General features: G+C 71.8%; 9 protein-coding genes and 1 pseudogene. 4 read left to right on the forward strand and 6 right to left on the reverse strand.

Going from position 1 to position 14242, the window contains the following annotated elements; all coding sequences use genetic code 11:
- The first annotated feature begins 31 nt into the window (after positions 1-31).
- A complete protein-coding gene (locus AC5Y4S_RS21990) occupies positions 32-220 on the forward strand; it encodes a hypothetical protein (protein WP_500034746.1) in 189 nt (62 codons plus the stop codon).
- Here AC5Y4S_RS21990 and AC5Y4S_RS21995 read toward each other — a convergent pair.
- The 5 genes and pseudogenes from AC5Y4S_RS21995 to AC5Y4S_RS22015 all read right to left on the reverse strand — a co-directional run bounded on the left by AC5Y4S_RS21995 (position 217) and on the right by AC5Y4S_RS22015 (position 8363).
- Positions 217-1716 carry a PE family protein gene (locus AC5Y4S_RS21995; RefSeq protein WP_500034747.1) on the reverse strand — a complete coding sequence of 500 codons (1500 nt, stop codon included), beginning with the start codon at positions 1714-1716 and terminating at the stop codon, positions 217-219. The two genes, AC5Y4S_RS21990 and AC5Y4S_RS21995, sit on opposite strands and share 4 nt — an antisense overlap.
- Before the next feature lie 84 nt (positions 1717-1800).
- The gene (locus AC5Y4S_RS22000; RefSeq protein WP_500034748.1) at positions 1801-2823 is read right to left on the reverse strand and encodes a PAS domain-containing protein; all 1023 of its coding nucleotides are present in this window, start codon (positions 2821-2823) and stop codon (positions 1801-1803) included.
- Positions 2824-3067: 244 nt separating this feature from the next.
- Positions 3068-5383, reverse strand: a complete 2316-nt coding sequence (locus AC5Y4S_RS22005) for a PE family protein (protein ID WP_500035000.1) — start codon at positions 5381-5383, stop codon at positions 3068-3070.
- Between the two features lie 42 nt (positions 5384-5425).
- Positions 5426-5647: pseudogene (locus AC5Y4S_RS22010) on the reverse strand (PE family protein); the annotation flags it as partial.
- A gap of 400 nt (positions 5648-6047) precedes the next feature.
- Positions 6048-8363, reverse strand: coding sequence for a DEAD/DEAH box helicase (locus tag AC5Y4S_RS22015; RefSeq protein ID WP_500034749.1), 2316 nt, complete (start codon positions 8361-8363; stop codon positions 6048-6050).
- A 271-nt stretch (positions 8364-8634) separates the two neighbouring features.
- Between AC5Y4S_RS22015 and cspA the strand changes: the two genes are divergently transcribed.
- From cspA to topA, 3 genes are all read left to right on the forward strand, one after another.
- Positions 8635-8838 (forward strand): cold shock protein CspA, encoded by a 204-nt coding sequence (gene cspA / locus AC5Y4S_RS22020; protein ID WP_007166602.1) that lies wholly within the window; start codon positions 8635-8637, stop codon positions 8836-8838.
- 125 nt (positions 8839-8963) lie between these two features.
- The gene (locus AC5Y4S_RS22025) at positions 8964-9563 is read left to right on the forward strand and encodes a hypothetical protein (protein WP_500034750.1); all 600 of its coding nucleotides are present in this window, start codon (positions 8964-8966) and stop codon (positions 9561-9563) included.
- A 195-nt stretch (positions 9564-9758) separates the two neighbouring features.
- Positions 9759-12548, forward strand: a complete 2790-nt coding sequence (gene topA, locus AC5Y4S_RS22030; RefSeq protein WP_500034751.1) for a type I DNA topoisomerase — start codon at positions 9759-9761, stop codon at positions 12546-12548.
- Here the strand turns inward: topA and AC5Y4S_RS22035 are convergent.
- Positions 12545-14197, reverse strand: coding sequence for an adenylate/guanylate cyclase domain-containing protein (locus AC5Y4S_RS22035; RefSeq protein WP_500034752.1), 1653 nt, complete (start codon positions 14195-14197; stop codon positions 12545-12547). The two genes, topA and AC5Y4S_RS22035, sit on opposite strands and share 4 nt — an antisense overlap.
- Positions 14198-14242: the final 45 nt, after the last annotated feature.

A 14242-nucleotide genomic window follows, 5' to 3' on the forward strand; every position in this document is an offset into this window, starting at 1 on the left:
CGGCGACGGTACCGCGGCGGACCTGGCCGCGTTGGCCGCCACGGCCGGGCTTCCCTCCGCGGCTGCGGCGGCGTGTGCCCGCGCGACGTTCGTGGCGCGCGAGATGCGGGTCGACGACGCGCGGTGTGCGGTCGACGATCTCGACGTCGGCGTGACTGTTGAGGTCCGTGTTGCCTTCGCCGACGCGCCTGCGACCAACGTCATTTCCCGGTACACCTAGGGAAGGCCGGCCAGCCCGTCGAGGCCGAACAGCGTCCCGCCCGCGCCGCCGAGACCGGGGGTGCCGCCGACGCCGCCGTAGCCGCCGTTGCCGCCGATGCCGATCAGGACCGCGTCGCCGCCGTTGCCGCCGAAACTGGGGGTGTGGCCGCCGCCCTCGTCGCTGGCGGGCCCGCCGTCGCCGCCGCTGCCGATCAACCCGGCCTTGCCACCGTTGCCACCGGGGGCACCGGCTGCGAGGAAGCCACTGGCGGTGCCGCCCGCGCCGCCGGCACCCCCGTTGCCGATGAGGAAGCCGCCCGTGCCGCCCGCGCCGCCCTGGCCGCCGGCGCTGTCGACGGCGCCGTTAACGCCGCCGATCCCGCCGTTGCCTCCCGCGCCGCCGTTGCCGAAGACCATGCCGTTGCCGCCCGTGCCACCCGCCCCGCCAAGCCCGACTTCACCGAGCCCGCCGGTGCCGCCGGTGCCGCCGGAGGCGAAAAGTCCAGCGACGCCGCCGATCCCGCCGGCCCCGCCAGTAAGGTTTCCGACGCCGCCCGAGCCGCCGCTCCCGCCGGTGCCGAACAGCAGTCCGCCGGCTCCGCCGGTCCCGCCGACCCCGCCGGTCGAGCCGGTCGCGCTGCCGAATCCACCGGTCCCGCCGGTACCGCCGGCGCCCCCGAAGATCCCGCCGGCGCCGCCGGCCCCGCCCGCCGGGCCGGGTGTGAGCGTCGCGATGCTGGTGCCGCCGGCGCCCCCTGCGCCGCCGGTGCCGAACAGCAACCCGCCGGCCCCGCCAGCCCCGCCGACCCCGCCAAGGTTTCCCACCCCGCCGGCGCCCCCTGTGCCGCCGATGCCGAACAGGCCGACGGCCCCGCCGATTCCCCCGGCCCCGCCGGTCCCGCCGGCGCCTCCGGTCCCGCCGGCGCCGCCCACACCGTAGAGCAACCCGCCCGCCCCGCCGTTTCCGCCGGCCCCGGCGGTCAGGCCGGCGCCGGGTCCGCCGGTGCCGCCGGCACCGCCGGTGCCCAACAGTCCGGCGGGTCCGCCGGCGCCACCGTCCTGGCGCGAGCCACCGGAGCCGCCGGCCCCGCCGTTGCCGATCAAGATGCCCCCGGCCCCGCCGGGCGCACCGGTCCCCGGCGCCCCGGGCGTCCCGTTGCCGATCAACGGGCGCCCCAACACCACGAGGAACGGCTCGTTCACCAGATCGAGCAGCTGCTGGATCGGCGACGCGTTGGCGGCCTCGGTGGCCGCATACGCGCCGGCCCCGGCCGTCAGGGCCTGGACGAATTGATCATGAAACACCGCGGCCCGGGCACTCAGGGCCTGATACGACTGGGCATGTGCGCCGAATAGCGCCGCGATCGCCGTCGACACTTCGTCGGCGCCCGCGGCCAGCACCGTTTCGGTGGATGCGGCCGCGGCGGCGTTGGCACCACCGATCGTCGAACCGACACTGGCCAAATCCGTTGCTGCAGCTGTTAGGAACTCCGGCGCCGCGATCACAAACGACATCGGACACCTCCCAATGGGTCGTGACCAATGAGTCGTGCCGACCCGAGATGCCCCCTGCCAACGAGGAATCGGCAGGGCAGCAGTCTATCGCGATTCCAACCCCGCGGCGGAGACTTCCGCGTCGGTCGGCAACCGCAGCGCGACCAGCCCGGCGAACGTGTCGGGTTCGAGTTCCACCCTGTTGACGGTGACGTGTACGGGCACCCAGTCGTCGTCGTGGCCCCGCATGCGCAGCACCCGGCTGGTCGGACCCTCGACGAATTCCTTTGTCATGGAGGATCTTAGATGCTCGTCGTCCGGATGGACCTTCGGCCGGTCCGTCTTGCTCCCGCGCCAGTCGTAGAACGGGCACGGCTCGTCGAGCCATTTGAGCAGCGCCCAGTTGTCCAGGTCGACGAGCGCCCGGTGGACTCCAGCTTGGGCCAGTCCGTTGAGGATCCGTTGCGCCAGATCGTCCGTGGACACCATCGGGCCCTTGAGTACCGAGCGCCAGTTCATCGCCCGGGCGATCAGGTGGTCGCGGCCGTCCGGCCCGGGCTCCAGGGCGGTGCGGGCGACGAAGCCGATCCGAATGGGATTGCCCTGCCAATCGGTGACATCCCAAGTGCTGCAGATTGTTTGGTCGGGCTTGGCCCGAACCGCCATGGCGAGCACCTTGGTTTCGTTCGGGTTGAGCTCTCGCGAGGGAAGGTCCTCCGCGAAGGCGCGGCCGAAGGTCACCTCGACGTCGGGATTCTTGCCGCTGTTGGTCAGCGATTGCCGGGTATCGGTGGCCACACCGAGGGTGAGGTCCCACTTCAGCGGGCCGGGGATCGGCCGTTCGGACGGCTCCGCGTCGGCCGGCCCAGTCCACACGTGCACCCCGTGAATTTGGCCGTCGGACATCACCACCGGCTCCGTGCGGATGACACGGTCGCGCTTGGTGGTGATGCTGGTCAGGCTCTGGCCGGTCTGCACCGACTCGGCGATCGCGGTCCGGACGGCCGCGAGATGCGGGCTGCGGCGCAGGAACGTCGTGATCGGGATGAGGTTTTTGAGTTGGCGACCCTGCGCGACGACGGCGGGTTCGCCGCCCAACGTCTCCACGAGCAACCAGTCGTGGGCCATGGGCGCATTTTACGGCGGTGCGACGGCCATCGACGCCGGCGCTGGACCGGCGCCGCCGCGATTGCGAACGGATCGCGTATTTGCCCGCTGGTCGCCCCGCGCGGTGGTACGTTGAGGTTTCTTCAGCAGTGAGGAATGGCGCCCATCACGACGCATGTTCGTGGAGGTCGACCGTTGAGGGGTCGGTCGCCGTCCCGGTATTGCCTGGCGTAAACCGCCGTCCGACCTTCGTACGCTGCCGTCGTTACGGCAACCCGTCAAACCCGTTCAGCCCCAGCAGCCGGCCGCCATTCCCACCCGCGCCGGCGTTCCCGGCGATGGGGCCCGTCCCGCCATTGCCACCGTTGCCGCCGTCGCCGACGACGACGGCGTTGCCGCCGGCACCGCCCTGGCCGCCGCTGCCGGTGCCGCCCTGTCCGCCGGACCCGCCGGCACCCCCGTCGCCCAATAGCAGCCCGCTGGTGCCGCCGCCTCCGCCGCTCCCCCCGTTGGTGATTCCGGTTCCGCCCGCACCGCCGGCCCCGCCGAACCCGAACAGCCCGGCCGCGTTGCCGCCCGTTCCGCCGCCGCCGCCCGCGGTGGCAAAGCTGCCGCCACCGGCCCCGCCGGCACCGCCGAACCCGAACAGGCCTCCGCCGGCGCCGCCGTGCCCGCCCGCACCGCCGGCGCCCAGGTTGCCGCCCTGGGTGAATCCGCCGTTTCCGCCCTGGCCGCCGCCGCCGAACAGCAGGCCGGCATTGCCACCGGCTCCGCCGGCCCCGCCCGCGTCATTGCTGCCGTAGCCGCCGTTTCCGCCGGCCCCGCCGGATCCGCCAAACGGGCCGGCGTTGCCGCCCTTCCCGCCGGTCCCGCCGGCGTCGATGCCGAACCCGCCGTCGCCGCCGTCGCCGCCGCCGCCGTGGCCGACCAGCGCGCCGAGCAGCCCGCCGGTTCCGCCGTTCCCGCCAGCCCCGCCGTTGCCGCCGGTGCTGCCACCGCCGACGCCCCCGGTCCCGCCGGCTCCGAAGATTCCGCCTGCCCCGCCGGCGCCACCGGTGCCGCCGGGGCCCTGGGCGCTCGGTCCACCCGCTCCGCCGAATCCGCCGTTGCCGGACAACCAACCGCCGGCCCCACCCGCCCCGCCGTCCCCGCCGATGCCTCCGGGGGTGCTCCCGCCAGCGCCTCCCGTGCCGCCGGCGCCCAGCAGCCCGGCGGACCCGCCGGCCCCGCCCTGGTTGCCGGTGCCCGTCGCGGCGGATCCGCCCGCCCCGCCATCGCCGAGCAGCCAGCCGCCGGCCCCGCCGGGGGCCCCGCTGCCCGCGGCGCCGGGTGTGCCGTTGCCGACCAGCGGGCGCGCGGTGAAGGTTTGGAACGGTGCGTTGACGGCATTCAGGACCTGCTGTTGCGCGGAGTGCAGCGGCGAGGTGGGAGCCGGAGCGTTGAATCCGTCGAGGCCCAACAGCTGCCCACCAATGCCGCCGACGCCCGTCGCTCCCGCCACGGGGCCGGTTCCGCCGATGCCGGCGTTGCCGCCGTCGCCGATCAGCACCGCGTTGCCGCCGGTCCCGCCGCTGCCGCCGGCGGCGTTGGGGCCCTGCCCGCCGCTACCACCGGCGCCACCATTGCCCAGGAAGAGACCGCCCCGGCCGCCGGTCCCGCCGGTCCCGCCGGTGCCGACAAGGTTGGCGTCGCCGCCGGCTCCACCAATCCCGCCGAAGCCGAGTAGGCCGGCCTTGCCGCCCGCCCCGCCGTCGCCACCGTCGCCGACATCGCTAAATCCGCCGGCGCCGCCCGCGCCGCCGCTGGAGAAGAGCAGACCCGCGTTGCCGCCGGCGCCGCCGTGGCCGCTGGTGGCGGCGCCGACGCTCGCGCCGCCGGCCCCGCCGGCGCCGCCCTGGCCGAACAGGAGGCCGGCGTTGCCGCCAGGCCCGCCGGCGCCGCCGTTGAGTCCCCCGGCCCCGCCGGGGCCACCGGCTCCCGCGAGCAGTCCGCCATGGCCGCCCGCGCCCCCGGCACCCGCTCCGCCCGCTCCGAAGCCGCCGGCCCCACCGGCACCGCCGCTGCCGCCGAGCAGCCCGCCGGTCCCGCCGGCCCCGCCCATCCCGCCGCCGCCGGCGCCACTGGCGCCGCCGACCCCGCCGATCCCGCCCGCGCCCAGCAGGCCGCCGGCGCCGCCGACCCCGCCGGCCCCCCCGTTCCCGGTGACACCGGTGGCGAACCCACCGGCGCCGCCGGCCCCGGCGTGGCCCCACAGCCAGCCTCCGGCCCCGCCCGCACCGCCCGCCCCGGCATTCCCGGTCGAGGAGCTGCCGCCGGCCCCGCCGGCACCGCCGGCGCCCAACAGCCCGGCCGCGCCGCCGGCCCCGCCGGTTTGGCCCGTGCCCGGCGCGCCGGAGCCGCCGGCGCCGCCGTCGCCCAGCAACCATCCGCCGGGTGCGCCCGGCGCCCCCGTCCCGGGGGTCCCGTTGGCGCCGTTGCCGATCAGTGGGCGCCCGGTGAAGGTCTGGAACGGCGCGTTGATCGCGTTGAGCAGTTGCTGCTCCACCGCCTGCAAGGGCGAGGCGTTGGCGGCCTCGGTCACGGCGTACTGGGCGGCGCTGCCGGTCAGGGCGCGTACGAATTGCTCGTGAAACGCGGCCGTCTGCGCGCTGATTGCCTGATAGACCTCGGCATGTCCGGAAAGCAGCGCCGCGATCGCCGCGGACACCTCGTCCTCGGCGGCGGGCAGCAATGCCGTAGTCGGCAGTGCCGCAGTCACATTCGCCGCGTTGAGCCGCGAGCCGATCCCGGCCAGATCCGTTGCCGCCGCCGCCACCAACTCCGGTACCGCGTTCACAAACGACATCCGACACCTCCGACAGGCCCCGACATCCCGGGTGGCTTCGATTTCGACGCGCGCGATAAAACGCTAAAGAGCTAAACATGTCGAGTTTTCGGGATCAAGGCTTTCCAGGCGTTTCGGATTAATCGTTATAAACATCCTTCGGCGCCCTTTTGGTCGGCCCGATTTCGGGCGATCCGGCCGCTCACCTCGTTGGCGTATTCGTGACAAAAAACGTTGCGCAGGGGGCGCCGGTGGGGACGCACAAGCGGACGTTGCTAGTCACGGGGCATGCGTACGCGGCTCCATCTGGCGCCCCGCGACCCGGTCTCGGAAGGCGCGATGCAGCCGCTCGATGAATTGCAGTCAGGCTTTCGCTATGGCGGAGCCAATTATGAATACATTTTTGTTTGGCCCGAAAGCGTTAATCGAAGCCGCCACCCAATTCCGCGAGCACGAGCCGCAGGACAAGTACCGCACCGGCCTTGTCCAGTGGGTCGTTGCCATTGCCGCATTTGGGGGACTGCACGCACGACGGGCATCCGCTCGGGCATTCACACGCCTCTATCGCGGCGGCCGTCGCGCTCAGCCAGGTGCGGGCCCGGCGGAAGCCGCGCTCGGCGAATCCCGCCCCGCCCGGGTAGCCGTCGTAGACGAAGACGGTGGGCAACCCATCGGGACCGATCGCGGTGGACAGGCCGCCGATGTCGCCGCGGTCGCAGCTGGCCACCAGGGGCAGCAGGCCGATCGCGGCGTGCTCGGCGGCGTGCAGCGACCCCGGAACGCGAGGAGCATCAATGCCGTTGCGCAGCAAGGCATCCGGCGCGATCGTGTACATGGCGGCGGTGGTGGGCAGCACGTGCTCGGGCATGTCGAGCTCGATGAAGTCGATCACCTCCCCGGACAACCGGCGACGCAGGTAGCCCACCACCCGATGGGTGACCCGGACCGGCACCAAACCAAGGGTGACGGGCCCGAAGGTCGACCGTTCGCCGCTGCCGGTGACCACGATGTCGGTGAGTTCGCGCGCGAACGTCGCATACCCGGGATCCTCGGCGTGCACGAAGGCGATCCCGTCCTCGGTGTCCAGGGAGTCGACGACATAGGTCTCGCCCTGATGCAGATACACCGCCCCGGGATGCACCGTGGCCGGGGCCCGATCCACGCCGGTGCTACCCAGCAACCGCCCGGTGTCGGCCTCGACGATGACGATCTGGCCGCCCGCCGAGCCGCGGATGTCCACCGCCCCGTGCGGTTGTATCCCGGCGGCGGGGAAGTACTTTGCGTTGCGCCGCCGCAGCAGGCCGTCGTCGATCAGGCCCTGGGCCACCTCGATGGCGCCGAAATCCCGGATCTCGGTTTCGTCCAGCGGCATTTCGGTTGCGGCGCAAAGGAGTTGGGGCCCCAGGATGTAGGGGTTGGCGGGATCGATGACGACCCGCTCGACCGGCTTGTCCAGCAGCGCGGCCGGGTGGTGGACAAGGTAGGTGTCCAGCGGGTCGTCGCGGGCGATCAGCACGACCAGCGCGCCCTGGCCCCGCCGGCCCGACCGCCCGGCCTGCTGCCAGAACGAGGCGACCGTCCCCGGGAAACCGGCCAGCACCACCGCGTCCAGTCCGGCGATGTCGACGCCGAGCTCCAGCGCGTTCGTGGTTGCCAGGCCGCGCAGCCGCCCCTCGGCCAGGGCGCGCTCCAGCGCGGTGCGGTCCTCGGCGAGATAGCCGGCCCGATACGACGCCACCTTCGACGACAGGTCCGGGGCGACGTCCTCGAGCCGCGCCCGCGCGCCCAGCGCGGTCAATTCGGCGGCGCGGCGCGAGCGGACGAACGTCAGCGTCTGCGCGCCCTCCGCGATCAGGTCGGCCATCACCCGCGCCGCCTCGGCGCCGGCGGACCGGCGCACCGGCGCCCCATTCTCACCGGTCAGGTCGGCCCGCAACGCGGGCTCCCACAACGCCACGGTCCGCGCCCCTTGCGGCGAACCGTCCTCGGTGACCTCCGCGACGGGACGGCCGATGAGCTCGGCGGCCGTCGCGCCCGGCGAATCGGTGGTCGCGCTGGCGAAGACGACGGTCGGGTGAGCGGAGTAGCGCTCGCACAGCCGCAGCAGCCGGCGCAGGACCATCGCCACATTCGAGCCGAAAACCCCACGGTAGTAATGGCATTCGTCGACGATCACGAAGCGAAGGCCGCGCAACAGCACGGCCCAGCGGGCATGGTTGCGCAGGATCGACAGATGGATCATGTCCGGGTTGGAAAACAGCCATCGCGAGCGTTCGCGCGCGAAGCGTCGCACCTCGGCGGGGCTGTCGCCGTCGTAGGCGGTGGGCGCGACGTCGCGCAGCCGGGGAACGGCCGCGGTCAGCGCGTGCGCGGTGCGCAACTGGTCGTGGCCCAGCGCCTTGGTCGGCGACAGGTAGAGCACCCGGGCCCGCGGGTCCGTCGCCAGCGCATTGAGGACGGGAAGCTGATAGGCCAACGACTTGCCCGACGCGGTGCCGGTGCTGATCACCACATGGCGTCCGGCGTGGGCCAGTTCGGCGGCCTGGAACTGGTGTGACCACGGCGCCTCGACCCCCCGCTCGGCGAACGCGCGCACCACGTCGGGCTCGGCCCACTCCGGCCAGCCGTGCGGCCGGCCGGTGCGCGCGGGCAGCTCGGCGACGTGGCGCAGCGGACGCTCACCCGCCGCCGTTCCGGCGAGCGCGACCGCCAGCAGGTCGGCGCCGAAACTCGCCACGTGGCACCCTCCAAGGATCCGGCTGGGGATCCGACTAAGGATCCGTCTGAGACGCAAGTCTGTCGCGGACGCGATGAACATGGTTGACTGATTGCGGTCGCAGCTTCTGTGTTCGTGTAAAACTTTCGCAGGAACAACGTTGCGGCCGCGGTTCCTGCGAGGTTATCGGTCGGGTGAAGTTCCGGCGACTACGCGAGGCATGGCGGTCGCAGCTGGCCCGGGGCATCGAAAGGCGGTGCCCCGCACCCATAAGAAAAGGAAAGATCGAGAGATGCCACAGGGAACTGTGAAGTGGTTCAACGCGGAGAAGGGCTTCGGGTTCATTGCGCCCGAAGACGGTTCCGCAGATGTTTTTGTCCACTACACGGAGATCCAGGGTTCGGGCTTCCGCACCCTTGAAGAAAACCAGAAGGTCGAGTTCGAGATCGGCCACAGCCCTAAGGGCCCCCAGGCCACCGGAGTCCGCTCCGTCTGAGACGAGCAGCTTCTCCGAGGAAACCCCCCGCGCAACTCCGCCCAGCGGAACTCGCCGGGGGGTTTTCGCTTTCCGTTTAGAGCGCCTGAAGGCGTGGACGGCCGACCTGGCCTACTGTCGTTGGCGTGAGCCAGCTTTCCTTCTTCACAGCGGAGTCGGTGCCGCCCGCGGTCGCCGATCTCTCGGGGGTGCTGGCGTGCTCCGGTCAGATCGTCGTGGTCGGCAACCCGTCCAAGAGCGAGGCGCAGGGCGCGCGGCTCTCGGTCGTCGTGGACCAGCCGTGGCGGGCCAGTGCGCTGGCCGACATGATCCGCGAGGCGGGCCTGGCGCCCGAGATCGGCCGCACCGACGAGGACACCCCCTTGGTACGGACGGCCGTAACCCCCGCGTTGGTCACGCTGGCCGCCGAATGGACCCGCGGCGCGGTCAAGACGGTGCCCCCGCGGTGGCTGCCCGGGCCGCGGGAGCTGCGGGCCTGGACGCTGGCGGCCGGCAACCCCGAGGGCGAGCACTATCTGCTCGGGCTGGATCCGCACGCGCCCGACACCCATTCCCCGCTGGCGTCCGCGCTGATGCGCGTCGGAATAGCACCCACCCTGATCGGCACGCGCGGCGGCCGGCCGGCGCTGCGGATCAGCGGCCGTCGGCGGCTATCGCGCCTGGTAGAGAACGTGGGGGAACCGCCGGCCACCGCCGAAGCGTTGCCGCTGTGGCCGCGGGTTTAGCCGGGCTGTAGGACCCGTTTTTGGGCAGGCCGGTTTGCGCAGGCCCGCCCGAGGGTGCGAAATTGTCAGGTGCCCTGCAAGCGAAGGAACGCTGGCGTGCCTGATTTCACCGGAATTTCGGACGCTGGCCTGTCATTCTTCCTGCAGGGCGGTCTCGCAAGGGGGGCCGAGATAAGAGATGGAGCGTAAGCGCAGTTGGCTGACCCGAAGCTAAAGGACCGCGTCAGCGGCGGAAATGGGATCCGGAGGCGACTCGTCATCGTCGAGTCGCCGACGAAGGCGCGCAAACTGGCCGGCTACCTGGGTTCCAGCTACATCGTCGAATCCTCCCGAGGCCACATCCGCGACCTGCCCCGCGCGGCGGCCGACGTGCCCGCCAAGTTCAAGTCCGAGCCGTGGGCCCGGCTCGGGGTCAACGTCGACGCCGACTTCGAGCCGCTATACATCATCAGCCCGGAGAAGAAGAGCACAGTCAGCGAGCTGAAGGGCCTGCTCAAGGACGTCGACGAGCTCTACCTGGCCACGGATGGTGACCGCGAGGGCGAGGCCATCGCCTGGCACCTGCTGGAGACCCTCAAGCCGAACATCCCGGTCAAGCGGATGGTCTTCCACGAGATCACCGAACCGGCGATCCTCGAGGCCGCCGAAAACCCCCGCGACCTGGACATCGATCTGGTCGACGCGCAGGAGACGCGCCGCATCCTGGACCGGCTGTACGGCTACGAGGTCAGCCCGGTGCTGTGGAAGAAGGTCGCGCCCAAGCTGTCGGCGGGCCGCGTGCAGTCGGTGGCCACCCGCATCATCGTGCAGCGCGAACGCGACCGGATGGCGTTCCGCAGCGCGTCGTACTGGGACATCGTCGCCCAGCTGGACGCCAGCGTCTCCGACCCGCAGGCCCAGCCGCCCACCTTCACCGCGCGGCTGTCGGGCGTGGACGGACTGCGCGTCGCCACCGGCCGCGACTTCGACTCGCTGGGCCAGCTGCGCAAGGCCGATGAGGTCGTGATCCTCGACGAGGCCGCCGCGACGGAGCTGGCCACCGGGTTGCGGGGCGCGCAGCTGTCGGTGACCTCGGTGGAGGAGAAGCCCTACACGCGGCGCCCGTACGCGCCGTTCATGACGTCGACGCTGCAGCAGGAGGCCGGCCGCAAGTTGCGGTTCTCCTCCGAGCGCACGATGAGCATCGCGCAGCGCCTCTACGAGAACGGCTACATCACTTATATGCGCACCGACTCGACGACGCTGTCGCAGTCGGCAATCAACGCCGCGCGCAACCAGGCGCGCCAGCTCTACGGCGAGGAGTACGTCTCGCCGTCGCCGCGCCAGTACACCCGCAAGGTGAAGAACGCGCAGGAGGCGCACGAGGCGATCCGGCCCGCCGGGGAGACGTTCGCGACCCCTGACGCGGTGCGCCGCGAGCTCGACGGCGACGAGTTCCGGCTCTACGAGCTGATCTGGCAGCGCACGGTGGCCTCGCAGATGTCCGACGCGCGCGGCACCACGCTGAGCCTGCGGATCGGCGGCAGGTCTGGAGAACGTGACGTGATCTTCTCCGCGACCGGGCGCACCATCACGTTCGCCGGCTTCCTCAAGGCCTACGTGGAAACGGTCGACGAGCTAGCCGGCGGCGAGGCCGACGACGCCGAGCGCCGGCTGCCCCGCCTGACCGAGGGGCAGCGGCTGGAGGCCCTCGAGCTCACCCCGGACGGCCACGCCACCAACCCGCCCGCGCGCTACACCGAGGCCTCGCTGGTCAAGGCGCTCGAGGAGCTGGGCATCGGCCGGCCGTCGACGTACTCGTCGATCATCAAGACCATTCAGGACCGCGGCTACGTGTACAAGAAGGGCAGCGCCCTGGTGCCCTCGTGGGTCGCGTTCGCCGTGACCGGTCTGCTGGAGCAGCACTTCGGCCGGCTGGTCGACTACGGGTTCACCGCGGCGATGGAAGACGAGCTCGACGCGATCGCATCGGGCAACGAGCAGCGCACCACCTGGCTCAACAACTTCTACTTCGGCGGCGACCACGGCGTCCCGGAGTCGATAGCCCGCTCCGGTGGCCTGAAGAAGCTCGTCGGCGTCAACCTCGAGGGCATCGACGCGCGAGAGGTCAACTCCATCAAGGTGTTTGACGACGCGGAGGGCCGGCCCGTCTACGTCCGGGTGGGCAAGAACGGGCCCTACCTGGAACGCATCGTGACGGGCGAGGACGGCGAGCCCACCCCGCAGCGGGCCAACCTCAACGACTCGCTGACCCCCGACGAGCTGACTCTGGAGGTGGCCGAGGAGCTGTTCGCCACCCCGCAGGAGGGCCGCATCCTGGGCATCGATCCGGAAACCGGTCACGAGATCGTCGCCAAGGACGGCCGGTACGGGCCGTACGTGACCGAGATCCTGCCCCCGCAGCCCGACGAGGACGAGGGGGGTGCCCCCGCCAGGAAGGGCAAAAAGCCGACCGGTCCGAAACCCCGAACCGGCTCGCTGCTGCGCAGCATGGACCTGCAGACCGTCACCCTCGAGGACGCGCTGAAGCTGCTGTCGCTGCCGAGGGTGGTCGGCACCGACCCCGAATCCGGTGAGCCGATCACCGCGCAGAACGGGCGCTACGGGCCATACCTCAAGCGGGGCAACGACTCTCGCTCGCTGGCGACCGAGGACCAGATCTTCGACATCACGCTGGAAGAGGCGCTGAAGATCTACGCCGAACCCAAACGCCGTGGCAGGCAAGGCGCTTCGGCGCCGCCACTGCGCGAGCTGGGCACCGACCCGGCGTCGGGCAAGCCGATGGTGATCAAGGATGGCCGCTTCGGGCCGTACGTCACCGACGGCGAGACCAACGCCAGCCTGCGCAAGGGCGACGACGTGCTGTCGATCACCGACGAGCGCGCCGCCGAGCTGCTGGCCGACCGGCGGGCCCGCGGCCCGGCCAAGCGGCCCGCGAAGAAATCCACCCGCAAGGCCCCGGCAAAGCGGGCGACCAAGCGCTAACCGCGCACGTCGCTCGAGACCTCTTCTTCCACAACGTCTTCCGGGGTGGCCAGCTTCACGGGCCGGGCCAGCTGGGTCGGTGCCGCGCGGCCGCGCAACTCGACGACCTCGCCCACGTCCCAGCACAACGCTTCGGCGTCCAACGCGCCGCTGACCGCGATCGCCGACGCGAGCACGTGCCCGGCCTCCAGCTTGGCCAGCTCGGTGAGCCGCGCGGCCTCGTTGACCGGGTCGCCGATCACCGTGTACTCGAAGCGGGCCTGCGCGCCGATGTGGCCGGCGATGGCCCGTCCCGCCGACACCCCGATGCCGAACTCGGCGTAACCGATCACCGGGAGGAGTTCGTCGTGCAGCTCGCGGGCGGCGGCGAGCGCGCCGCCGGAGGAATCGGGGTGTTCGATGGGCGCCCCGAAGATGGCCAGCGCCGCGTCGCCCTGGAACTTGTTGACGAACCCGCCGTGCTTGCCGACGGTGTCGACCACCACCCGGAAGAACTCGTTGAGCAGGTGGACGACCTCCGCGGGCGGCCGGGTGGCGGCCAGCTGGGTGGAGCCCACCAGGTCTACGAACAACACCGCGACGTCGCGCTCCTGGCCGCCCAATTCGGTGCCGCGCTCCAAAGCCCGACGGGCCACGTCCTCGCCGACGTAACGGCCGAACAGGTCGCGCAGCCGCTGCCGCTCGGACAGGTCACGCACCATGTCGTTGAAGCCGGCCTGCAGCAGGCCCAGCTCGCTGGCGTCGTAGATCTGCATGTGCGCGTTGTAGTTGCCGCGCTGCACCTCCGACAGCGCCCAGCGCAGCTGGCGCAGCGGATCGGCGATCGACATGGCCACCAGCAGGGTGCTGACCAGCCCGATGCCCAGCGCCGCCAACGCCAGCAACAGGATCGGGTTGAACAGCTTCTCGGGCGTGGCGTGCAGGAGGGAGGCCTTGTCGGCCACCACCGCCAGCACGATCGCCAGCAGCGGCACCGCGGTGGACAGCATCCAGCTCAGCATCTGGCGCAGGATCACGCCGGGCGCCTTGACGTTCTCCGGCACGCCGCTGCGCAGGGCCGCGACGGCCACCGGCCGCAGCACCCGCTCGGATTGCAGGTACCCGATGATCGCCGTCGCGGCGGCGCCCAGCGCCGTGGCGACCGCGACGACGGGCGCGGTGTACTTGGCGACCGACCAGCTCGCGATGATGAACACCACGCCGCCGATGCACCAGGCGACCATGCTGGTGATCGTGCGGTAGAACGGCATCCGCAACGCGCGGCTGCGGGCCAGCTCGGTGGCGGCCGGGTCGGCCTCGGCCAGCAGGTTGTCGCGGCGTTGCCAGCGGAACACCGGCAGCATCAGCCGCAGGTTGAACACGATCCCGGCGAGGAAAAGGAAGATCACGACGCTGACGAAGACGGCAAGGTTGACCGGCGGCAGGTCCTGCAGCTGGATGCGGTCCTGCGGTGGCAGGCCGTAGCGCAGGAAGCCCAGCACGAACAGCCCGCCGATGATGTCGGCCTGCAGCATGCTCAGCGCGAACAGTGGCCACGGCGTGCGCACCACCCACCGGGCGAACGCGCTGATCCGCCCGGGCAGTGCTGCCTCGGTTGCCACCAATCCACCGTATCGGGCAGGGCGGACTTCGCGGAAAACAATAAGCATCTCGGCAAGTCGCGAATACCTGCCGAAATGCGCGGGAATGTCACG

It is taken from the genome of Mycobacterium sp. NGS64 (genome assembly GCF_059812245.1).

What these genes read in the sequence shown, in the direction of transcription:
- AC5Y4S_RS21995 (WP_500034747.1), bottom strand. Translation starts at nt 1,716, where the DNA reads ATGTCGTTTGTGATCGCGGCGCCGGAGTTCCTAACAGCTGCAGCAACG.
- AC5Y4S_RS22000 (WP_500034748.1), bottom strand. Translation starts at nt 2,823, where the DNA reads ATGGCCCACGACTGGTTGCTCGTGGAGACGTTGGGCGGCGAACCCGCC.
- cspA (WP_007166602.1), top strand. Translation starts at nt 8,635, where the DNA reads ATGCCACAGGGAACTGTGAAGTGGTTCAACGCGGAGAAGGGCTTCGGG.
- AC5Y4S_RS22035 (WP_500034752.1), bottom strand. Translation starts at nt 14,197, where the DNA reads ATGCTTATTGTTTTCCGCGAAGTCCGCCCTGCCCGATACGGTGGATTG.